Below are 21,824 nucleotides of genomic sequence, written 5' to 3' on the forward strand. Positions count from 1 at the left end.
AAGAACGCCCGGCATGTGTCACTCTAATGGCGTAATCGGTGCTGCGGAGTGACGGGAGCTACCTGATGAGGTTCGCGAAGAACGCCCGGTTGGCGGTAGCCGCGTTCGGGCTGGTCGCGCTGGCCCTCCTCGCCGTCGCGCCGGGCTCGGCGGGACTCGCCGACCAGCCCGGCTCCGTGCGGATCACGGGCTAGAACCAGCGCTCCAGCACCAGCGCCACACCGTCGTCGGTGTGCTGCGCGGTCACCTCGTCCGCCACCGCCCGCGCCTCCGCGTGCGCGTTGGCCATCGCCACCCCGTGGCCGGCCCAGGTCAGCATCGGCACGTCGTTCGGCATGTCCCCGAACGCCACCACGTCCTCCCGCGGCACGCCCGCGCGCTCGGCCACGTCCGCCAGCCCGGTCGCCTTCGTGACACCGGCCGCGGACAGCTCGACCAGCCCGCTGTTCGTGGAGAACGTCACGACGACCTCCTCGCCCAGCACGGCCTCCGCCGCGAGCGCCATCTCCGCGCTCGTCATCGTGTCGTGCTGCGCGAGCAGCTTCACGGCGGTGCGGCCGAGCACCTCGGCGAGCGGCACCTCGACGTCGTCGCTGTCGATCCACGGGTGCCGGTAGGTCCGCTCCGCCACGAACGGCCGGACGCGGTCGTCGTGCGCGGTCGCACCGACCCGCTCGGAGGCGAACGCCACGTCCGGGATCGCCTCGCGCAGCGCCTCGGCCAGGTCCGACAGCAGCACCGGCTCCAGCCCGCGCTGCCAGACCACCCGGTCCTCGCCGACGTCGTAGAGCGCCGCACCGTTCGCGCACACCACGAACCCGGTCGTCCCGACCTGCTCCGCGATCATCGACACCCAGCGCGGCGGACGACCCGTGACCAACACGAACGGGGTACCCGACCCGATCACCCGCCGGACCACCGCCGCCGTCCGTTCGCTCACCCGGTTGTCCAGGCCGATCAGCGTTCCGTCGATGTCCGAGGCAACCAAGCGGGGTCTCTCCACACCCTCATACTGCCTTGCCCGTTCGTGGCCGTGGGGTGGTCATCGTTACTGTTCCCCTGTGCGTACCGGCATCGTCATCCTCCCCGAACACCGCTGGTGGGTGGCCGAGCCCAAGTGGCGCGCCGCCGAGGAGCTGGGCTTCCACCACGCGTGGACCTACGACCACCTCGGCTGGCGGACCCTCGTGGACGGCCCCTGGTTCGGCGCCGTCCCGACCCTCACCGCGGCCGCCGCCGTCACCTCCCGCATCAGGCTCGGCACCCTGGTGGCCACCCCCAACTTCCGGCACCCGGTGCCGTTCGCGCGCGACCTGATGGCGCTGGACGACGTGTCCGACGGCCGCATCGCGCTCGGGGTGGGCGCCGGCGCCCAGGGCGGGTACGACACCCGTGTCACCGGCGGTGGTGACGTGGTCGGCCGGGCGGCCCGGTTCGGCGAGTTCGTCGAGCTGCTGGACCTGCTGCTCACCCGCGAGCGGACCACCTGGAAGGGCGAGTTCTACGAGGCCGTCGAGGCCCGCAGCGCCCCAGGTTGCGTGCAGCGGCCGCGGCTGCCGTTCGTGGTGGCGGCGAACGGGCCGAAGGCCATGGACGTGGCGGTCCGCTACGGCACGGGGTGGGTGACGACCGGCGCGGGCGGCGAGACCGTCGAGGAGTGGTGGCGCGGTGTCGAGTCGTTGTCGGACGCGTTCGACGAGAAGCTGGCGTCCATCGAACGGGCACGGGAGACGGCCGACCGGTACCTGCTGCTCGACGCCGCGCCGCTCTACTCGCTGACCAGCGTCGAGGTCTTCCGCGACATGGTCGGCCGCGCCCAGGACCTCGGCTTCACCGACGTGATCACGCACTGGCCGCGCGAGGACGGCGTGTACGCCGGCAGCGAGTCGGTGCTGGAACAGGTCGCCGCCGACGTCCTCCCGGAACTGACCGCCGTCCCCATGCCGTGGCCCGCACCGCCGCGCAAGGACTGACGCACCGAACCGGACGTCCCCCGGTCGTGAAGGCCCCCTGAGCCACGAGGCCCAGTGATTGCTGGCTTGGTCGTGGCTCGCATGACGCTGGGCGTGGGTTCTTGGAACGTTGGCACTGTGCTGGGCATGGCCGGCGTTCAACGACGTTCAGTCATCGGTCGTATCCGGGTTGGTGGCTTCGGCGAGCCAAGCCAGATACGCGGCAGGGGCCTCAGCGATAACCGTTGCGATGATCTCCGGATTGTCCCAGGGGTGGTTCTCCTGAAGGTGGATCTCAAGTGCTACGTACCGAGTTTCGGTTGTTTTGAAGATCACCTTCCATTCTTCGCTTTCATTGATTTCGCCGTGGTGGCGGTAGACGGACGTAACGGGACCTATGATCTGGACACCTCCTGCTAGTCGATCTGCAACCGCACTTCTCGCCAGTGAAATCGCTTGGGCGCGAGTCGCAGTTGCAGTCGTAACCTGAAGATATTTATCCATGTGCTCAGTCTAGTGGCTGCCCGAGGCGCAAGAGCTGTGCTGCGCTGGGTGCGAGTCCACCCTTCGGGCGGTCGTTTCTGGTTGAGGCCTAGAACTACTTCTTAGGCCTCCACGCCGGGAACGCCGCGCCGATATCCACGGGGCGTTGTTCAAGTTGGCCTGCGCACTGATATGTGACCGACGCCTCCGCTTATTTTGATAGGAGGTCTTGGTTTGATTCCCAATCTGCGGGAACATTCGCGCACGATGCCGGTTGCCACCTGTGGAGGTCCCGCGCGCAGGCGTCGTACCAGCGTGGGAGCAATGTGGCTTAGCCCAAGGTGCTCAGGGGCCCGACGTTTTCCGCGAGGTCGTTTTTCGGGTTCTTCAGCACAGCCCGCCCAGAGGTACTCCGATCGTGGAGCCCTCACCTGGGAAAATACCGCACGGTGGTCAGGTCAGCGGATCGGTGGCCAGCTGTCCGTCGGGGCCGATGGCGAGTGCGAGGACGCCGTTGTCGTCGGGGACGACGGCGGGGTAGTCGACGGTGGGGGTCTTGCGGGGGGTCCAGGGGGCGAAGCCGCCGCCGGGGAGCTCGTGGGTGGTGGTGACGGCGCCGTCGGCGTCCCGGCCGACCAGCACCAGGCCGTTCCGGTCTACGGCCGCGACCTGGCCGGGGCCGCCGGGGCCGGGGACGAGGACGGGGGTGGTCCAGCCGGTGGGGGTGCGCTTGCTGATGGCGACCTCGCCGGTGAGCGCCACCCGGTACAGCAGTGCGTCCCGCAGCACGACGGGGGCGGCGGCCGGTGTCGCCGACGGGAAGGCGGCGTCCCAGCCGTTGTGCCAGCGCTGGACGCCGGTGGTGGTCGTGCCGAAGACCTCGACGCCGTCCGGGCCGTTCACGGCGGCGAGGCCGTCGAGGATGCCGGAGCCGCCCAGGTCCTCCCACTTCCCCCACGAGCCGTCCGCGGCCTGCGACACCCTGGCCACCCCGCCGCCGCTGGTGCGCACGAACACGCTGACGGGGCCGTCGGGGGTGGCGAGGGCGAACGGGGCGCCGACGTCGGTGCCGGGGGACGGGCTGTCCAGGTCGGTCCAGGTGCCGCCGCGCCAGCAGGTGATGGTGTCCTTGTCGGTCCGCCGCCCGCACACGTGCAGGCCGTCGCGGCCGGTGGCGACGCTCAACGCCGGGGCGAGGACGCCGCCGGGCGGTGCGAGGTCGGTGCTGGTCCACGCGCCGTCGCGGCGGGTCCAGGCGGTGACCTGGCCGGAGCGGACGGCGAAGGCGCGCAGGTCGCCGTGCTCGTCGCGGCCGACCCAGGAGACGCCGCGCGGCCAGCGGTGGTACATCCGCCTTGGCCAGTCCTGGTAGCTCTGCTGGTCGCCGACCATGGGGTCGTGGACGCGGTACCGCGCGAAGTCGTCGAGCTTGTCCCGCTGCTGGGCCTGGTCGAGGTTCACCGGGACCTGCTCGACGTTGTAGTCGCGGTAGCCGACCTGGACGAACACCGGCTGCTTGGCCGACCTGCGGTAGAGCAGGGCGGCCTCCTCGGTGAACCTCGCGGTCATCAGGTGGTCGGGGTGGTCGTAGAACGGCTGCCAGTGCGGGTACGAGGTGTCCGGGTGGGTGTCCTGGGTGCGCACGACGGTCGGTTGGAACCTGGTCATCAGCGTCTGGAGCAGGTCGAGCAGCGCGTAGCGGGTGTACCGGTAGGAGCGCGGCACCTTCGCCCCGCTGGGCACGAGGGTCGCGGCGCGGACGGACTCGCTGCGGTCGGCCCACAGCTTGCGCAGGGCGTGCTGGCCGCCGTGGTCCTCCGGCAGGTTGACGAAGATCAGCTTGATCCCCGGCCGCGCGCTCAGCTCGTACTGCTCGACCGAGTGGTCCGCGTCGATCCGCAGCGCCGAGCCGCGCCACTCGTCGGGCGCGCCCGCCATGGCGGCGTAGGCGGCGCGGACGCCCTCCTGCCGCTGGGCGACGTAGCCGGGCACGTCCGCGGCGTTGGACTCGCCGCTGGTCAGGTACACCGTGACGACCTGGCGGCCTGCGCGGATGTCGTCGCCGAGGTCGGGGTTCATGAACAGCAGGTCGTCGTCCTGGTGGGCGACGACCTGCAACGACAGCGGCCCGGTCGAGGCGGTCTCCGCGGGGACGCGGGCCGAGCAGGCGATGACCAGCCCGGTGAGGGCCAGCGCGACGAGCAGGCGCAGGTGCTTCACGGTGCCGCGCTCTCCGGTCCGACCAGTCTGTACACGACCGCGTCCTCGTTCTCGTAGACCTTGGCCAGGAAGTCGGCCCCACCCAGATCACGCAGCCCGGTGGCCCGGCGGTTGTACTCGCGGACGAACCCGCGGCCGATCAGGACGTACCGGACGTTCAGGTGCTGCACCGCGGCGCGCACCTTCGGGTCGGTGTCGTAGTCGCGGAAGTGCGCCTGGAGGGTGAACACGTCGGGCGACTCCAGGGAGCCGTCGTAGTGCCCGGCGACCGGGTGGACACCGGCGATCGCGTACATCCACAACGACCCGTCGTTGCGGTCGTTGAGCACCCGCTCGTCCGGTTTCACCAGCCCGCCGAGCTCCTGCATGGCGAGGACCTCGTTCTTCGTCACCACGTAGGACTGGTCCTCGCGCGCGGTGTACCCGTACGCCCGGTGCGCCTGGACCTCGTTCGCGCGGACGTACAGGCCGCCGCTGAGCAGCACCAGCACGCCCAGCGCGGCCGCCGAGGTGACCAGCGGGACGCGCAGGCGGCGGCCGAGCAGGTCGTGCACCTGCGCCACCCCGTGCCCGGCGACCACGCACAGCGGCACGGTGGCCAGCGCGACCAGCCGGAACTGGTCGTTCCACCACGGGCTGGTCGCCTTCGCCACCCACGGCTGGGAGAACGACGCCGTCAGCACGAAGATCGCGCCGAACAGCAGCGCGGGCCCGGCGACCCAGCGCAGCGCGGCGAGCCGCCGGAACGCGAACAGCCCGATCCACAGGGCGACGGCCAGCCAGATCTGCGGGCGCGCGGTCACGTGCTGGAACGTCAGCAGGGTGCCCACGGCCTGGCTGACCGGGAACGTCGACGGCCAGTCGACCAGCGCGATGTTGCCGGACACGCTCAGCGCGCCGAACAGGTGCGGCACCGCCACCAGTCCGCCCACCGCCATCGGCGGCAGCAGCGCGACCAGGTCGCGCCGGGCCGTCGACCAGGTGCCCCACCAGCGCTGCACCAGCATCGGGAGGACGAACAGGATCCCGCCGAACAACGTGCTGGAGTGCACCGCGAGCAGCCCGACGGCGCAGGCGGCGAGCACCGCGCCGGTGTCCGGCGAGGGCCTGCGCAGGTACCGGTCGAGCACGGTCGCCAGCACCGGTGTGAACGCCAGCCCGACGGTGAACGGCAGCAGCGGGCCGCGCCACAGGTTGTCGTAGGTCGCGCTGGTCGCCGCGACCGCGACGAGCGCCGTGGCGCCCGCGGTCACCGCGCGGCCGCCGAAGTGCCGGACCAGCGCGGCCAGCGACAGCGCCAGCAGACCGGGCAGCAGCACCGTGGTCGCGTTCAGCACGGCCGGGACCGGGGCCCCGCCGAGCGTGTACACCAGGCTGCCGACGAGGTGGTAGGCGTTCGGGTAGAACAGGCCGCCGGGCAGCTCGTACCAGTTGACCCTGCTCGTGCCGTACAGGCTGCCGTCGCCGGTGTCGGCGATGTAGCGGATCCCGTTGGCGTGGTAGCCCGCGTCCCAGTCCTGCGGGATGGCGTTCAGGTCGCCGCCCATCGCCCGGAACAGCACCACGAACCCCACCGCGAACGCCGCCAGCAGGCACAGCGCGACCGCCGCGTCCGCCCGGCGCGTCCACGGGGAAGGCGGTTCGCCGCCGCGGGAGAACCGCCGCAGCCACAGGAACACCGCGGCCACGGCCAGCGTGTAGACGCAGAACGTAACGGGCGTGAAGGGGATGCCGATCTTCCAGAGCCAGGGTCCCGCGACACCTGCGACGAAGTACGTGAGCAGCGGCGAGACCGAGGCGAGCGACCAGCCCCGCAGCCCCGTGGCGAGCGCCACCAGGCCACCGGGCACCCAGAGCACCAGGACGGCGAGGGCGATCGTGGTCACGGTCGGCAACATGCCTGCGTGGTTGGGCACACGACCACCTGGGGGTTTGGCGCGAGGTCGACCCCGCGGCGGAGGCCGGTAGGTTATCGGCCCCCCTCACCGCTGCGTACAGTGACTACCGCAAGACGCCGGGGCAGGGTAGGGGAGCAACCTGAAGAAGGCCTGAAGCGTCTTGAGCTGTGTAGGAGTCGTGCGTACCGGGGAGGAACCGCATGCGCCTGTCGGTCGTCATTCCGTGCTTCAACGAGGAGCGCGGGCTGGCGGAGCTGCACGAGGTGCTCTGCCGCGTGCTGCCGGAGGTGTCGGAGGACTTCGAGGTCATCCTGGTCGACGACGGCAGCAAGGACGGAACGCTCGGCGAGCTGCGCCTGCTCGCCGACCGCGACCCCAGGTTCAGGTTCCTCGCGTTGAGCCGGAACTTCGGCAAGGAAGCCGCCATGTTGGCGGGTTTGAGCCAGGCAAACGGCGAGCTGGTGGCCATCATGGACGCCGACCTCCAGCACCCGCCCGAACTGCTCGGCCGGATGGTCGACCTCCTCGCGGGCGGCTACGACCAGGTCGTAGCCCGGCGCACCAGGACCGGCGAGAAGCCGACTCGCAAGATGCTCTCGCACCTGTACTACCGGTTGATCAACAAGGTCGTGGACGTCGAGCTCGAGGACGGCGTCGGCGACTTCCGCGTGCTGACCCGCCGCGCCGTGCAGGCGCTGCTCTCGCTCGGCGAGTACAACCGGTTCTCCAAGGGCCTGTTCGCCTGGATCGGCTTCGACACCGCCGTCGTGGACTACGAGAACGTGCAGCGGCACGCGGGCAACAGCACGTGGACGTTCCGCAAGCTGCTGAACTACGGCATCGACGGCGTGGTGTCGTTCAACAACCGCCCGCTGCGCCTGGCGATCTACCTCGGCGGCCTCGTGACGGCGCTGGCGTTCTGCTACTCGGTCTTCATCGTCGTGCACGCCGTCCGCGACGGGATCTTCGTCCCCGGCTACGTGACGATCATGTGCGGCGTGCTCGGACTGGGCGGTCTGCAGCTGCTGTTCCTCGGCGTGATCGGCGAGTACCTGGGCCGCATCTACTACGAGACCAAGCGCAGACCGCACTTCCTGGTCAAGGAGTCCAGCGGCCGCCCCATCCCGGTCACCGTCCCGCTGGGACCCGAGGTGGCCGACCACTCCGACCTCGCGGGCACCCCGGTGGTCATGCCCTTCGCGGAGCGCACCCCGTCGTGAACCAGCAGCTCGCCAGGATCCTCCGGTTCGGGCTCGTCGGAGTGGTCAACACGGGGGTCTACTACGGCTGCTACCTCCTGTTCTGCCGGTGGCTGCCGGTCATGGCGGCGCACGTGCTCGCCTTCGCCGTGGCGATGGTCGGCTCGTACTTCCTGAGCTGCTACTTCACCTTCCGCACCAAGCCGACGTGGCGGAAGTTCCTGCTCTTCCCGCTCTCCAACGCGACGAACTTCGTGATCAGCACCGCGGGCCTGTACCTGCTCGTGCACTGGCTCGACGTGGACAGCCGGATCGCGCCGCTGGTCGCGGCCGCCGCGGCCATCCCGTTCACCTACCTCGTCGCCCAGTTCGTGCTGGTCACCCGCACCGCCGAAAGTGAGCTCCAGCCTTGACCCAGCTCGCCCGCAGGGCGCTGCCGGCAGCGGCGGTCGTCCTGGTCGTCGCGCTGCTCGCCGAACTCCCGTTCCTGCGCAACAGGTTCTTCTACGTCTGGGACGACAGCGCCGCGCAGTTCCTGCCCACGTGGCACTTCCTCGGCGACCGGCTCGCCGCGGGCGAGTGGCCGGTGTTCCTGTCGGTCGACAACTGGATGGGCGGCAACTTCTCCGCCGAGGCCCTGTTCGGCCTGTGGAACCCGGTCAACCTGGCGAACTACCTGCTGGTGTCCCGGTTCGACGACCTCGCGCTCGCCGGGCTGGTGGTGAAGACCGAGTTCCTGGTGCTGCTCGCGCTGGGCGCGTACCTGCTCTGCCGCGAGTACGACGCCAAGCCCGCCGCGGCCGCCGTCATCGCGATCGCCTTGCCGTTCGGCGGTTTCACGCTCTACTACGACACCGCGTCGTGGGTGGCGGGCCTGATGGCGTTCACCTGGATCCCGTACACGTGGTGGTCGGCCCGCCGGGTCGCCCGCGGCGTCGGGAGTCCACTGTGGCCGTTCCTGTTCGGCGCGCTCGCCGTCACGACGGGGAACCCGTACGGGCTGCTCGGCGTGTGCGCGGTGCTGGCCGCGCTGCTGGTCGAGTCGTGGCTGGTCCGCGACCGCGCGGCGCTGCTGCGGCTGGTGCTGGTCGGCGTGCTCGTCGCGCTGGTCGTGCCGCTGGTGTACCTGCCGCTGCTGGGGAACTCGGCGGTGACCGAGCGCGCGGGCCAGGGCTTCGCCGCCACCGGCATGCTGATGCCGAGGCTGTCGGACTTCCTCAACCCGTCCATGCCCAGCCACCAGCCGATGATCACCACGTTCGCCAACCCGACCCGGCTGAGCGTGCCCGGTGTGTACTTCGCCTGGTTCGTCGTGCCGCTGCTGCCCTGGCTGGACTGGGGGATCGTCAGGCAGCGGTGGCGCGAGCTGACGGCGGTGTTCGTCGTGTTCGGCGGGTACCTGCTGCTGGCGATCGGACCGTCGAACATGTGGATGTTCCGGTTCCCGCTGCGCCACGTCGAGGTGATCTACCTGGCGTTCGGCGTGGTCTTCGCGGTGCTGCTCAGCGCGGGCCTGCGCACCGACCGGACGCGCGCGCGTGTGCTGGTCACCACGGGCGCCCTGCTGTTCACCGCCTACCTGACGTTCGCGGCGGGCCCGTGGGAGTTCCGCCGCCACCTGGTGTCGCTGGCGCTGCTCGTGGTCGGCACCGCGCTGGCCGTGCGGCTGGCGAACACCCGCGCGCTGCACGTGGTGCTGGTGGCGGGCGTGGCGCTCGCGCTGCTGCTGCAGACCGCCTGGTTCCCCAAGAACGCCGACGTCGCGCAGTACGCGTTCCCGCGCACGGTCTCCGAGCTGCGCGCCGACGACTACCAGGGCACCACCTACCAGGTCGGCTCGGTCGTCGTCGGCAACAACGGGCTGCTGCTCGACGCGGCCACCGTCGCCTCCTACACCGGCATGGGCTACCGGAAGTTCAAGCAGGCCACCTGCATGAACTACCTCGGCACGACCTGCGCGCAGGGCCTCGACAAGCTGCTGGAGCCCACCGAGGTCGGCCCGCCGCTGATCGACCTCATGCGGGTGGAGACCGTCGTCGTGCAGAAGGCGGTCAACCCGAACCCGGTCACGCCGCCGGGCTGGCGGGTCGAGCGGAGCAACGATCTCGTCACGGTGTTGCGGCGCACGGGGGACATCCCGTGGCCGGGCGGACGGGTTTCCTGGACCGATGCAGGACTCTCCGCCGACCGCTCGACCGACACCCGCGAGGAGCTGCGTGTGGACCGCCCCGGCAAGGTCGTCCTCGCCAGGCTGAACTGGCCGGGCTACCGCGCAGAGCTCGACGGGCAGCCCGTGGACGTGCGGGAAGGTCCGGCCGGACTCGTCGTCCTCGACGTGCCGAAGGCGGGCTCGCTGACCCTCACCTGGAGACCGCCCGGTCTGGTGCCCGGACTCGTCGCCGCGGCGCTGGCCGTGCTCGGCGCGCTGGCCCTGAGCGCGGTGACCGTCGTGCGCCGCCGTCGTTTTGGCTGATCAAGGGACTTGTCCGCAAAACAGGGGCGATTGGGGTTCGCCATGGGGGCACCGCTATCCTCGGGCGCCGTGAGCTTCGCTGGTTATGACCTGATCGTTGTCGGTTCCGGATTCTTCGGTCTCACGGTTGCCGAGCGCACCGCGACCCAGCTGAACAAGCGGGTCCTGGTCCTCGAGCGCCGCGAGCACATTGGTGGCAACGCCTACTCGGAGGCGGAGCCGGAGACGGGCATCGAGGTGCACCGCTACGGCGCGCACCTCTTCCACACCTCCAACAAGCGGGTGTGGGAGTACGTCAACCAGTTCACCGAGTTCACCGGTTATCAGCACCGCGTGTTCGCCAAGTACCAGGACCAGGTCTACTCGTTCCCGATGAACCTGGCCCTTATCAACCAGTTCTTCGGCAAGTCCCACACGCCGGACGAGGCCCGCGAGCTCATCGCGAAGCTCTCCAGCGAGATCGAGACCGCCGACGCGCAGAACCTCGAGGAGAAGGCGATCTCGCTGATCGGCCGCCCCCTCTACGAGGCGTTCATCCGCGGCTACACCGCCAAGCAGTGGCAGACGGACCCGAAGAACCTGCCCGCGGCCAACATCACCCGGCTGCCGGTGCGCTACAACTTCGAGAACCGCTACTTCAACGACGACTTCGAGGGCCTGCCGGTCGACGGCTACACCGCGTGGCTCGAGAAGATGGCGGAGCACGAGAACATCGAGGTCCGGCTGAACACGGACTACTTCGACGTCAAGGACGAGATCCCGGCGGGCACCCCGGTCGTCTACACCGGGCCGCTGGACCACTACTTCGACTACTCCGAAGGCCGTCTTGGCTGGCGTACCCTCGACTTCGAGCGCGAGGTCGTGAACACGGGCGACTTCCAGGGCACCTCCGTCATGAACTACAACGACGAAGAGGTCCCCTACACCCGCATCCACGAGTTCCGGCACTTCCACCCGGAGCGGGACTACCCGAAGGACAAGACGGTCATCGTCCGCGAGTTCTCCCGCTTCGCCAAGGAGGACGACGAGCCGTACTACCCGATCAACACCGCCGAGGACCGCACCATGCTGGAGCGGTACCGCGAGCTGGCCAAGGTCGAGGCGACCGAGCGCAACGTGCTGTTCGGCGGGCGGCTGGGCACCTACCAGTACCTCGACATGCACATGGCGATCGGCGCCGCGCTGAGCGCGTTCGACAACAAGATCGCGCCGCACCTGACCGACGGCAAGCCGATCGACGGCAGCATCTGATCTTGAGCGCACGGTGATCGCCCGGTGGGACGTCGGATTCCCACCGGGCGATCACCTTTTGTGAACACGGTGGAACGGCAAGCGCCCGGACGGGCGGCGGCCGCCCCCGTGGGTACTATGTGGCTTAACGCCGCCGCACCTGAACCACGACTCGTGGCGTTCGCGGTGCGGCGCTTCTCGCCATGACCACACGCCGAACGTTCGAATCTGAACCCGAAACCGCGTTGATGGCGGTTCGCCGGAGGAAGCACGTGACCGAGCAGGCCAAGGCCGCTAGCGCCGCCGCCCCGAAGATCGAGACGACCGCTCCGGACAGCAAGGTCAGCGACGTGGCTTCGGTCCGCGTCGCGGCCAGGGGAGCGGGACTCAACCCGAACCAGGTGCTGCAGCGGGTGATCCTGCCCCGCGACGAGGACCCGCTCGACGTCCGTCCGCTGTACCTGGACGAGCCCGCGAACGTGCACAGCCACGTCGTGTCCCGCCGGTCGGTGACCGTGCCGTCGTCGGCCAAGGTCTCGTTCGCGTCGTACTTCAACGCGTTCCCGGCCAGCTACTGGAAGCGCTGGACCGTCGTCGAGGAGGTCGTGCTGCGCCTGTCCGTGCGCGGCGCGGGCCGCGTCGACGTCTACCGCTCCAAGCCCAGCGGCGACCACATCCACCTCGAGGGCCACGCCGTGCGCAGCCCGAAGGCGTGGACGAACCTCGAGCTGCGGATCAGCCTCAAGCCGTTCGAGGACGGCGGCTGGATCTGGTTCGACGTGTTCACCGACGACACGGCGCTGGAGATCAAGGAAGCCGCGTGGACGACGGACACGCCGCTGCCGGAGCAGAAGGTCGCCATCGGCATGACGACCATGCGCCCGATCGACGCGGTCATCGCGCTGCGGGCGCTCGGCGAGGACCCCGCGGTCCTCGACGTCGTGCAGAAGGTGTTCGTCGCCGACCAGGGCGCCGTCAAGGTCAAGGACACCCAGGGCTACGCCGAGGCGCGCAAGCTCCTCGGTGACAAGCTGGAGATCATCGAGCAGGAGAACCTCGGCGGCTCGGGCGGCTTCACCCGCGGCCTGTACGAGGCGATCGAGCACACCGACGTCGCCCAGATCATGCTCATGGACGACGACATCCGGCTGGAGCCGGACGCCGTGCTGCGCTCCAACGCGTTCGCCCGCGCCTGCGCCCAGCCGGTCATCGTCGGCAGCCACATGCTGAACCTGCAGGCCCGCTCGCGGCTGCACAGCATGGGCGAGGTCGTCGACCTGGCCACCTGCAACTGGCGCGCGGCCCCCGGTGCCCTCACCGACCACGACTTCTCGACGGACACCCTCCGCGAGACCGAAGAGCTGCACCTGCGCATCAACTCCACCTACAACGGCTGGTGGATGTGCCTGTTCCCGCGCGAGGTCGTGCAGCGCACCGGCTACCCGCTGCCGCTGTTCATCAAGTGGGACGACGCGGAGTACTCGCTGCGCGCGCTGGAGAAGGGCTACCCGACGGTGTCGCTGCCCGGCTCCGCCGTGTGGCACATGCCGTGGACCGACAAGAACGACGCCACGGACTGGCAGGCCTACTTCCACACCCGCAACCGCCTGGTGATGGCGGCGCTGCACAGCCCGTACGACATCCGCTCCACGCTGCTGAAGCAGGGCCTCAAGCTCACCCTGCGCCACCTGCTGTCGATGGAGTACTCCACCGTCGCCGTGCAGCAGAAGGCCATCGAGGACTTCCTCGCGGGCCCGAGCAAGCTGTTCGACTCGCTGCGCACCGCGCTGCCGGAGATCCAGCAGCTGCGCAAGCAGTACACCGACGCCCAGATCCTCACGTCGGCCCGCGAGTTCCCGCCGCCCACCTACGACATGGTGCGCGCCGAGCAGATGCTCAAGCCCCCGGTGAACCCCGCGGTCATCGCCGCCAAGGCCTCCAAGGCCCTGCTGCACAACCTGCGCGACCCGGAGAGCTCCACGGCCGACCGCCCGCAGATCAACGTGCCCGCCACCAACGCCCGCTGGTTCCTCCTCGGCAACCTGGACAGCGCCACCGTGTCCAACGCCGACGGCAGCGGTGTCGCGTTCCGCAAGCGCGACCCGAAGGAGTTCCGCCAGCTGGCCGCGAGGTCGGCGCGCAACTACCGCAGGCTCGCCCAGGAGTGGCCGCGCCTGAAGAAGGTCTACCGCGACGCCCTCCCCGAGCTCACCTCGGTGGAGTCGTGGCGGAAGATCTTCGAGAACTGATCTCGACCTGATCCGCCGCGAGGAGGCCCGGACCCGCTGGTCCGGGCCTTCTCGCTGTGCGGCTCACGCCCGGCGCGAGGTGATGACCCCGGTGTTGAACCCGGCCAGGTGCAGCCCGCCGTGGAACCGGGCGTGCTCGATCTTCACGCACCGGTTCATCACGACGTTCAGACCCGCTTCCTCGGCCTTCGCCGCGGCTCCCTCGTGGTGCAGCCCCAGCTGCAACCACAGCGTCCGGGCGCCCGCGGCGACCACCTCGTCCGCCACACCGGGCAGGTCCTCGTGCTTGCGGAACACCGACACCAGGTCCGGCACCTCCGGGAGGTCGGCCAACGACGGGTGGACCCGGTGGCCCAGCAGCTCGTCCAGCCGCGGGTTCACGAAGTAGACCCGGTAGTCCGTGGACGACAGCAGGTACGTCGCCACGAAGAAGCTGGGACGCGCCGTGGTGGCCGAGGCCCCCACCAGCGCCACGGACCTCGTCTCCCGCAGCAGCGCCTGCCTGCCGACCGCCGACTCGATCATTTCACCGCCCTGGTCAACGCCTGGTCCAAGTCCCACAGGACGTCGTCGACGTCCTCCAGGCCCACCGAGATCCGGATCAGGTCCGGGGTCACCCCGGCCGCCACCAGCTGCTCGTCCGTCAGCTGCTGGTGCGTGGTCGAACCGGGGTGGATCACCAGCGTCCGCACGTCCCCGACGTTCGCCAGGTGGCTGCACAGCTCCACCGACTCCACGAACCGCTGCCCGGCCCCGCGGCCCCCGACGACCCCGAACGCGAACACCGCCCCCGGCCCGGCGGGCAGGTACCGCGCGGCCCGCGCGTGGTGCCGGTGCGAGGGCAGCCCGGCGTAGGACACCCACGACACCCGCTCGTCGGCCTCCAGCCACTCGGCGACGGCTTGGGCGTTGCGGACGTGCTCGTCCATCCGTTGCGGCAGCGTCTCCACGCCCTGGAGCAGCAGGAACGCCGACTGCGGTGACAGCGCCGCCCCGATGTCGCGCAGCTGCTCGGCCCGCAACCGGGTGCAGAACGCGTACTCCCCGAAGTTCTCCCAGTACCGCAGGCCGCCGTAGCTGGGCACGACCTCGGTCATCCGCGGGAAGTTCCCGTTGCCCCAGTCGAACCCGCCGGAGTCCACGACGACACCGCCGAGCGTCGTGCCGTGCCCGCCGAGGAACTTCGTCGCCGAGTGCAGCACGATGTCGGCGCCGTGCTCCAACGGCCGCACCAGGTACGGCGTCGCCAGGGTCGCGTCCACCACCAGCGGGATCCCGTGCGAGTGCGCCAGCTCGGCCAGACCGGCCAGGTCGGCGATCACCCCGGACGGGTTGCCGATCACCTCGGTGAAGATCAGCTTCGTGCGGTCGGTGACGGCCGCGGCGTAGTCGGCGACGTCCTCGCCAGCCACGAACGTCGTGGACACGCCGAACCGGGCCAGCGTGCCGGTGAGCTGGGTGACCGTGCCACCGTAGAGCCCCGACGCCGACACGACGTGGTCGCCCGCCTCGGTCAGCGCGGCGAACGTGAGGAACTCGGCCGCCTGGCCGCTGGACGTGGCGACCGCCCCGATCCCGCCCTCCAGGCTGGCGACGCGCTCCTCGAACGCGGCCACCGTGGGGTTGCCGATCCGGCTGTAGACGTTGCCGTACTTCTGCAGCGCGAACAGGTTCGCGGCGTCCGCGGTGTCCTGGAAGACGAAGCTCGTCGTCTGGTAGATCGGCACGGCGCGGGCACCGGTGGTCGGGTCGGGCGCGCCACCCGCGTGCAGCGCCCTGGTGCGGAAGCCCCAGGCGCGGTCCTCTCGGCTCATCCTGCCGATCCTCACCCATCCGGACCCCGTGCGGAAGGCGGTCCACGCGGTGGGACAACCGAACCACCGGGTCGGGCGTACTCAAGCCATGGGGAGCAAGAGGAGAGCGGATTACTACGACGGTCCGGCCCACGACTACGTGAGCTACTGGGACGGGCGCGACTACGAGCACGCAGCTGAGGAGGTGGCGATCCGCAAGTTGTTGGGGGACAACATGTTCGAGCACGCCGCCGACATCGGTGGCGGCTACGGCAGGCTGAGCCTGCTGCTGCGGCGGTACGCCGAGCGGGTCACCCTGGCCGAACCGAGCAAGCGGCAGCTCGACGTGGCCGCCGACTTCCTGGCCGGGCACCCGGAGATCGAACGCCTGCAGACGCAGGCCGACGACCTCGCGTTCGCCGACGGGTCGCTCGACCTGGTGACCATGATCCGCGTGTCGCACCACCTGCCGACCCCGGCCGTCGAGTTCGCCGAGCTCAGCCGGGTCCTGGTCAGCGGTGGCACGGCCATCGTGGAGGTCGCCAACGTCGCCCACGCCCGCAACCGGCTGCGCTACCTGCTGCGCCGCCGACCGCTGCCGGTCAAGCCGGTCGACATCCGGTCGCCGGAGAACCGGCACGACGGCGAGATCCCGTTCGTCAACCACAACCCGCACGTGGTGATCGACCAGCTGGCCGCGGTCGGACTGCGCACCGTCCGGGTGCTGTCGGTGTCGAACCTGCGCAGCAGGACGCTGAAGAGGGTGCTGCCGCACCGCACCCTCGTCGCGCTGGAGAGCTTCCTCCAGCCGGTGCTCGCCCCGTTGTTCTTCGGGCCGAGCATCTTCCTCCTGCTGCGCAAGCGGTGACGGGTCAGCAGCCGCAGGTGTAGTACACGACGTCCCAGTGGTCGACCTCGCGGAAGTAGACGTTGCCCGAGGGCGCCTGCCACTTGTCGCCGCCCAGCGGGGCGAACGCCGTGGTGATGTGGTTGTTCAGGCAGGTCGACAGCGAGAAGTCGAGCTTGTAGCCGTTCCAGTGGCTGAAGGTGTCGGTGGCGTGACCGACCTCGGTACCGCCGGTCACGTTCACCGCGCACCCGGTCGCCTGCTTGAGCGCGATGACGCCCTGGACGGACGCGAGGTTGACCTGCTCGAACGACGTGCAGGACGGGTTGTCGCGGTCGACGCAGCCGCCGCTGGAGGACCAGGTCACGCCGGCGGCGGCCAGCCTGGCCACCGCGTCGGCGTGGGTCAGCTTGACGGGGTCGGCCTCGGCACTGGCGGCGGTGGACCCCAGTGCCAGTGCCGCGACGGCCAGTGCGAGTGCGGACAGTCCACGGGCGATGCGCACGTGTTCCCCTTCGACGTCGGGACCTTCCACCGACCACTACGAGTGGCACCGCCGCGGGGTTGAGCGTCGACCGGGACTACTCCTTGATGCCGCTCTCGACCACGCCGCGCACCAGGAACCGCTGCAGCACCAGGAACACGACGACCAGCGGCGTGATCGAGACGGCGGCGGCGAGGAACAGCTCGTGCACGTTGATGCTCTGCGCGGTCAGGAACACCGACAGCGCGACCTGCACGGTCCACGACCCCTGGTCCTGGGCGATGACCAGCGGCCAGAGGAACTGGTTCCAGCTCGTCATGAACGCGATGACGCCGAGCGCGGCGAAGAAGCCGCGCGAGTTGGGCACGACGATCCGCCAGTAGGTGCCCCAGTGGCCGAGGCCGTCGATGCGGGCGGCCTCCTCCAGCTCGCGCGGGAAGGTGCGGAAGTACTGCCGGAACAGGAAGGCGGTGAACCCGCTGAACAGGCCGGGGATCACGAGCCCGCGCAGGTCGCTGACCCAGCCGAGCGCGGACACCACGACGAACGTCGGCACGAACGTCACCGCGGCCGGGATCATCAGGGTGGCCAGGACGGCGTAGAACACCTTGTCCGCGTGCCGGTACGGGATGCGCGCCAGGCCGTACCCCGCGAGCGAGCACAGCAGCAGCTGGCCCGCGGTCTGCAGGACCGCGACCACGGTCGAGTTCAGCACGCTGCGCAGGATCGGCACCGCCGGGTCGCCGAACAGCTCGCCGAAGTTCTCCCAGTGCGGCTGGTCCGGGAAGAACCGCCAGTCCCGCGCGGTGATCTCGGCCTCGGTCGCGAGCCCGTTGCGGACGATCAGGTAGAACGGCAGCAGGAACACCACCGCCGCCACCGACAGCGCCAGGTAACGCAGGACCTTCACCGGGTGATCGCCTTGCCCTGCACCAGGGTCACCGCGGCGATCACGAGCGCGAGCAGCACCGCGCCCGCGCCGCCGTGCCCGAAGTCCTGCTCACCGCTGCCCAGGGACGTGTAGTACAGGTACACCAGCGGCGGCCGGGCGAACGGCGGGTAGCCCTGCGCGGTGCCGAGCACGTTGTAGAACTCGTCGAACGCCTGGTAGGCGGCGATCAGGTTGAGCAGCAGCACCGCGACCGACGTCGTGCGCAGCTGCGGCAGCGTGATGTAGCGCAGCGTCTGCCACCCCGGCTTGGCGCCGTCGATCCACGCGGCCTCGTAGAGGTGCTTGGGGATGCGCTGGAGCCCGGCGATGAACAGGATCAGGTAGAAGCCCAGCTGGAGCCACAGCCGCAGCGTCACCAGCACGACCCAGTACCACGGCGGGTCGGTGGACCCGACCCACGCGATCGGGTCGACGCCGAACCAGCCCAGCACGGTGTTCGCCAGCCCGTAGCGGACCCCGTTGAAGATCGACAGCTTCCACACCAGCGACGCCACCACGTAGGAGCACGCGGCGGGCAGGAAGAAGACCGACCGGAAGAACGCCTGCATGACCGTGATCCGGTTGACCAGCAACGCCAAGCCCAGCGACAGCACGAACGTCGTCGGCACGATGAACAGCGCGAACGCGCTGAACGTGCCGAGGCTGCGCAGGAACGGCCCGTCGGTCAGCATGTCCGCGTAGTTGGCCAGCCCCACGAAGTCCGTCGGCGTGACCGTGTTGCGCGCGTCGAAGAACGACAGCGCCGCGCTCCAGCCGATCGGGACGTAGACGAACGCCAGCAGGCCGACGGCGAACGGGCCGACGAACAGCCAGAAGGCGCGGGTGTCCGACCGCCTCATCCGTACAGGCGCTTGAGCTCGTCGCGCGCTTTCTGGGCCGCGGCCCTCAACTCGGTGTCCGCGTCGGCGCCTTCGCGGACCACGCGCGACACGGCGTCGTCCAGCGCCGAGCTCATCGACGGCGCCCAGTCCGGCGGGTTGGAGGACTTCGCGTTGTCCCGGACGAACCTCACCGCGTCGGCGGCCACCCCCGTGGTCAGCTTGCCCGCCTTGGCGGCCAGGCTCTCGCGCGGCGGGATGTGGAAGCCGTAGGAGAGGTTGAAGTCCTCCTGGTAGTCGGTGCGGTCGACCCACAGCCACTTGATGAACGCCTTGGCCTCGTCGACGTGCTTGCTCTTGGCGTTCACCATCGCGCCGTACGCGCCGACCGGCACGCTCGCCCGCCCGTTGTCGTCGAGCTTCGGCCACGGCAGCACGCCGAAGTCGTCGCCCAGCGCCTTCTGCACCGCGGGCACCGTCCAGAGGCCGGTCCACTGCATCGCCACGAGACCCTGGGTGAACGCGTCGGGCTCGGCCCAGTCCTTCACCGCGCCCTGGAGCATCGCCCCGCTGGCGTAGAGCTCCCGCAGCTTGCCGATCGCCACCGCGGCGGACGGCTCGTCGAACCCGACGTCGTGGCCCGCCGTCACGTAGTCCAGCCCGACCGACCACAGCGCGGGCCCGCCCAGCACGGCGACGCCGCCGTCGTTGCCCGCGAAGATGCCCTTCACGTCCCCCTTGGTCAACCGCCGCGCCGCGTCGACCAGCTCGTCCACAGTGGACGGCGGCTTGACCCCCGCCGCGTCGAACATGCTCTTGCGGTAGAACAGCATCTGCATGTCCACGGCCTGCGGGACGCCGTACACCTGCCCGTCGACGGTGTGCCCGGCGAGGATGGTCTTGGTGAAGTCGTCCTTCGCGGACGCGATCACGTCGTCCAGCGGCACGATCTGCCCCGACCGGACCGCGCTGATCTGGGTCACGGACTCGAACACGTCCGGTTCGCCGCCCGCGGCCAGCAGCGCGGCGGCGAGCTTCGAGTCGTAGTCGCCCGGATTCCACTGCACGCTCACGGTCGCCTTGTCGTAGGACCCGGCGTACCGCTCGACGGCCTGCTGCACCCCCGGCTCGCCGTAGGCGTGGTACCACTGCTTGAGCGCCTGGCCGCTCCCGCCGCCGCGGCCGGTGTTCGAGCCGCAGGCGCCGAGCAGGCCCGCCAGCGCGGCGGCCCCGGTCGCGGACAGGACGGTGCGTCGACTGATGTCCCCGGAGTTCACACGGTCCGTACTACTACGGCTGCGCTGTGTGCACAAACCATCCCACCCGCCGGCGACCGGTTCGGAGCAGCGGCGGGGAGGACGGCCACGAGGGGTCTGCCGTGCGGCCGAGCGCCCCACGGCGTGTCCGCCGGATGCCGGTGCACCGCTTCGGGCTGCCGCAGTGCGCCACCCGTCGGGTCGGTGCCGAGCCCGGTGGCGAAGGGCGGGGTCGCCCCCGCCCCCCGCTCACTTGCGGAAGAACCGCTCCCGCTGGCCGAGGCGCACGAGCTTGAGCCACTCGACGAACGCCTTCGGGTCCTTGCGGACGGCGATGAAGTACAGGCCGAACCGGAAGACCTCCAGCGCGCCGAGCTTGCGCATGCCCGGCTGCGACAGCAGGTACCCGCGGTTGCGGTAGGTGTAGTACCGCTTGATCGGGTTCTCGGGGTCCTGCGCGTGGAACCGGCCGCCGAGCATCGGCTTGAACTCGTCCGAGCCGTCCGGGTGCAGGTAGGCCACCTTGAGCGACGTGCCGAAGCGCAGCCCCGTGCGGACGAGCCTGCGGTGGATCTCGACCTCGTCGCCGCGGAAGAACAGCCGGTAGTCCGGCACGCCGATGACGTCCACCGTGGACGCGCGGAAGAGCGCCCCGTTGAACAGCGACGCGATGCCGGGCAGGAAGTCCGTGCCGAGCTCGCCGGTGTTGCGCTTCCACGTCAGGCCGCGGCGCAGCGGGAACGCGAGCTTGTCCGGCGCCTCGATGTTCGACACCACCGGGGAGATCGCGGCGAGCTTGCGCTTCTCCGCCTCCTCCAGCAGCACGGCCAGCACGGTCTCGTCGGCGGGCCTGCCGTCGTCGTCGGCCAGCCACAGCCACTCCGCGCCCAGCGACAGTGCGTGCAGCATGCCGAGCGCGAACCCGCCCGCGCCACCGAGGTTGCGGTGCGAGGCGAGGTACGTGGACGGGATGGGGCACTGGTCGACGAGGTCCTCGACGGGCTGGTCGGGACCGTTGTCCACGACCACCAGGTGGTCGGGGACCCTGGTCTGCGACGCCAGCACCTTGAGCGACTCCGAGAGGAGGTCGCGGCGGTGCCGCGTCACGACCACGGCCACGACGGAGCCCTTGGGCAGTGCCTCGATCACGGTCTAATCGCCACCATTCGTGCTGAGCACGGGATCGCCGCCGATGCGGGCAAGGGTCTCCGGGCTGAGGTACTTGAACGGGTCCTGGCCCTTGTACGCGGTGAGCACCTCGCGCAGGGAGCCCTGCTGCTTGACCATGCCCTCGTCCATCCAGATCGCCGAGTCGCAGAAGTCGATCAGCGTCTCGTCGGAGTGGTTGGCGAACACCAGCAGGCCGGAGCGCTTGACCAGGTCCTTCAGGCGTTCCCGCGCCTTCGACATGAACGCCGCGTCGACCGCGCCGATGCCCTCGTCGAGCAGCAGGATCTCGGGGTCGATGGACGTCACGACACCGAGCGCCAGCCGGACGCGCATACCGGTGGAGTAGGTGCGCAGCGGCATCGACAGGTAGTCGCCGAGCTCGGTGAACTCGGCGATGTCGTCGACCCGCTTCTCCATCTGCTTGCGGGTCATGCCCAGGAACAGGCCGCGGATCATGATGTTCTCGTACCCGGAGATCTCCGGGTCCATGCCGACGCCGAGGTCGAACACCGGCGCGACCTTGCCGGTGATCCGGGAGCTGCCCCTGGTGGGCTCGTAGATGCCCGCCAGCAGGCGCAGCAGCGTCGACTTGCCCGCGCCGTTGTGCCCGACCAGGCCGACCCGGTCGCCCTCCTTGATGGAGAGGGTGATGTCGTGCAGGGCCTCGATTATCGGGACCCGGCCTTCGGAACCGATCTTGCCGCCGACCTTGCCGAGGGCGAGCTTCTTCAGCGACCTCGACTTGGCGTCGAAGATCGGGAAGTCGACCGATGCGTTCCAGACTTCGATGCTGACCATGA

General features: G+C 70.0%; 20 protein-coding genes and 1 pseudogene. 9 read left to right on the forward strand and 12 right to left on the reverse strand.

Going from position 1 to position 21,824, the window contains the following annotated elements; genetic code table 11:
• The first annotated feature begins 65 nt into the window (after positions 1–65).
• Positions 66–194: a hypothetical protein gene (locus CLV43_RS49940; protein ID WP_281262136.1), complete on the forward strand. Its 129-nt coding sequence runs from the start codon at positions 66–68 to the stop codon at positions 192–194.
• On the opposite strand, the gene CLV43_RS01515 is transcribed toward CLV43_RS49940, so the two are convergent.
• Positions 191–1,003: an HAD family hydrolase gene (locus tag CLV43_RS01515; protein ID WP_106185131.1), complete on the reverse strand. Its 813-nt coding sequence runs from the start codon at positions 1,001–1,003 to the stop codon at positions 191–193. The two genes, CLV43_RS49940 and CLV43_RS01515, sit on opposite strands and share 4 nt — an antisense overlap.
• A gap of 58 nt (positions 1,004–1,061) precedes the next feature.
• On the opposite strand from CLV43_RS01515, the gene CLV43_RS01520 reads away from it, so the two are divergent.
• A complete protein-coding gene (locus CLV43_RS01520; RefSeq protein ID WP_106185132.1) occupies positions 1,062–1,973 on the forward strand; it encodes an LLM class flavin-dependent oxidoreductase in 912 nt (303 codons plus the stop codon).
• Between the two features lie 147 nt (positions 1,974–2,120).
• Here the strand turns inward: CLV43_RS01520 and cutA are convergent, their stop codons facing one another.
• Positions 2,121–2,456 carry a divalent-cation tolerance protein CutA gene (cutA, locus tag CLV43_RS01525; RefSeq protein ID WP_106185133.1) on the reverse strand — a complete coding sequence of 112 codons (336 nt, stop codon included), beginning with the start codon at positions 2,454–2,456 and terminating at the stop codon, positions 2,121–2,123.
• A gap of 112 nt (positions 2,457–2,568) precedes the next feature.
• Between cutA and CLV43_RS01530 the strand changes: the two are divergent.
• Positions 2,569–2,655, forward strand: a pseudogene (locus CLV43_RS01530) (IS5/IS1182 family transposase); the annotation flags it as partial.
• Between the two features lie 233 nt (positions 2,656–2,888).
• On the opposite strand, the gene CLV43_RS01535 reads toward CLV43_RS01530, so the two are convergent.
• Positions 2,889–4,655 (reverse strand): PIG-L family deacetylase, encoded by a 1,767-nt coding sequence (locus tag CLV43_RS01535; protein WP_106185134.1) that lies wholly within the window; start codon positions 4,653–4,655, stop codon positions 2,889–2,891.
• Positions 4,652–6,541, reverse strand: a complete 1,890-nt coding sequence (locus CLV43_RS01540) for a DUF6541 family protein (protein WP_245886057.1) — start codon at positions 6,539–6,541, stop codon at positions 4,652–4,654. The genes CLV43_RS01535 and CLV43_RS01540 overlap by 4 nt, the downstream gene beginning before the upstream one ends.
• Positions 6,542–6,753: 212 nt before the next feature.
• On the opposite strand from CLV43_RS01540, the gene CLV43_RS01545 reads away from it, so the two are divergent.
• The 5 genes from CLV43_RS01545 to CLV43_RS01565 all read left to right on the forward strand — a co-directional run bounded on the left by CLV43_RS01545 (position 6,754) and on the right by CLV43_RS01565 (position 13,704).
• Entirely contained in the window at positions 6,754–7,773 is a 1,020-nt protein-coding gene (locus tag CLV43_RS01545) for a glycosyltransferase family 2 protein (protein ID WP_106185136.1), read from the forward strand.
• Positions 7,770–8,165 carry a GtrA family protein gene (locus CLV43_RS01550; protein ID WP_211304194.1) on the forward strand — a complete coding sequence of 132 codons (396 nt, stop codon included), beginning with the start codon at positions 7,770–7,772 and terminating at the stop codon, positions 8,163–8,165. The genes CLV43_RS01545 and CLV43_RS01550 overlap by 4 nt, the downstream gene beginning before the upstream one ends.
• Positions 8,162–10,225 (forward strand): hypothetical protein, encoded by a 2,064-nt coding sequence (locus CLV43_RS01555; protein ID WP_106185137.1) that lies wholly within the window; start codon positions 8,162–8,164, stop codon positions 10,223–10,225. The genes CLV43_RS01550 and CLV43_RS01555 overlap by 4 nt, the downstream gene beginning before the upstream one ends.
• Before the next feature lie 42 nt (positions 10,226–10,267).
• Positions 10,268–11,476 carry a UDP-galactopyranose mutase gene (glf, locus tag CLV43_RS01560; protein ID WP_106185138.1) on the forward strand — a complete coding sequence of 403 codons (1,209 nt, stop codon included), beginning with the start codon at positions 10,268–10,270 and terminating at the stop codon, positions 11,474–11,476.
• Between the two features lie 251 nt (positions 11,477–11,727).
• Positions 11,728–13,704: a glycosyltransferase gene (locus tag CLV43_RS01565; protein ID WP_281262137.1), complete on the forward strand. Its 1,977-nt coding sequence runs from the start codon at positions 11,728–11,730 to the stop codon at positions 13,702–13,704.
• Positions 13,705–13,767: 63 nt separating this feature from the next.
• On the opposite strand, the gene CLV43_RS01570 is transcribed toward CLV43_RS01565, so the two are convergent.
• Entirely contained in the window at positions 13,768–14,229 is a 462-nt protein-coding gene (locus tag CLV43_RS01570) for a CoA-binding protein (RefSeq protein ID WP_106185140.1), read from the reverse strand.
• Positions 14,226–15,518, reverse strand: coding sequence for an O-acetylhomoserine aminocarboxypropyltransferase/cysteine synthase family protein (locus CLV43_RS01575; protein ID WP_106185141.1), 1,293 nt, complete (start codon positions 15,516–15,518; stop codon positions 14,226–14,228). Before CLV43_RS01575 ends, CLV43_RS01570 begins: the two co-directional genes overlap by 4 nt.
• A gap of 88 nt (positions 15,519–15,606) precedes the next feature.
• On the opposite strand from CLV43_RS01575, the gene CLV43_RS01580 reads away from it, so the two are divergent.
• Positions 15,607–16,365, forward strand: coding sequence for a class I SAM-dependent methyltransferase (locus CLV43_RS01580; protein WP_106185142.1), 759 nt, complete (start codon positions 15,607–15,609; stop codon positions 16,363–16,365).
• Between the two features lie 4 nt (positions 16,366–16,369).
• Here CLV43_RS01580 and CLV43_RS01585 read toward each other — a convergent pair whose 3' ends face one another.
• The 6 genes from CLV43_RS01585 to wzt all read right to left on the reverse strand — a co-directional run bounded on the left by CLV43_RS01585 (position 16,370) and on the right by wzt (position 21,822).
• Complete coding sequence (locus tag CLV43_RS01585) at positions 16,370–16,849, reverse strand: hypothetical protein (RefSeq protein WP_106185907.1); 480 nt, start codon at positions 16,847–16,849, stop codon at positions 16,370–16,372.
• Positions 16,850–16,925: 76 nt separating this feature from the next.
• Positions 16,926–17,708: a carbohydrate ABC transporter permease gene (locus CLV43_RS01590; protein WP_211304232.1), complete on the reverse strand. Its 783-nt coding sequence runs from the start codon at positions 17,706–17,708 to the stop codon at positions 16,926–16,928.
• 26 nt (positions 17,709–17,734) lie between these two features.
• Positions 17,735–18,619, reverse strand: a complete 885-nt coding sequence (locus CLV43_RS01595; RefSeq protein ID WP_106185144.1) for a carbohydrate ABC transporter permease — start codon at positions 18,617–18,619, stop codon at positions 17,735–17,737.
• Positions 18,616–19,875, reverse strand: a complete 1,260-nt coding sequence (locus tag CLV43_RS01600; RefSeq protein ID WP_170155664.1) for an ABC transporter substrate-binding protein — start codon at positions 19,873–19,875, stop codon at positions 18,616–18,618. Before CLV43_RS01600 ends, CLV43_RS01595 begins: the two co-directional genes overlap by 4 nt.
• Positions 19,876–20,103: 228 nt before the next feature.
• Positions 20,104–21,000, reverse strand: coding sequence for a galactofuranosyltransferase GlfT1 (gene glfT1 / locus CLV43_RS01605; RefSeq protein WP_106185909.1), 897 nt, complete (start codon positions 20,998–21,000; stop codon positions 20,104–20,106).
• A 6-nt stretch (positions 21,001–21,006) separates the two neighbouring features.
• On the reverse strand, positions 21,007–21,822 hold the full coding sequence (gene wzt / locus CLV43_RS01610; protein WP_106185910.1) for a galactan export ABC transporter ATP-binding subunit Wzt/RfbE: 816 nt from the start codon (positions 21,820–21,822) through the stop codon (positions 21,007–21,009).
• Positions 21,823–21,824 lie beyond the last annotated feature (2 nt).

It is taken from the genome of Umezawaea tangerina, from assembly GCF_003002815.1.
In the GTDB taxonomy this organism is placed as follows: Bacteria; Actinomycetota; Actinomycetes; order Mycobacteriales; family Pseudonocardiaceae; genus Umezawaea; species Umezawaea tangerina.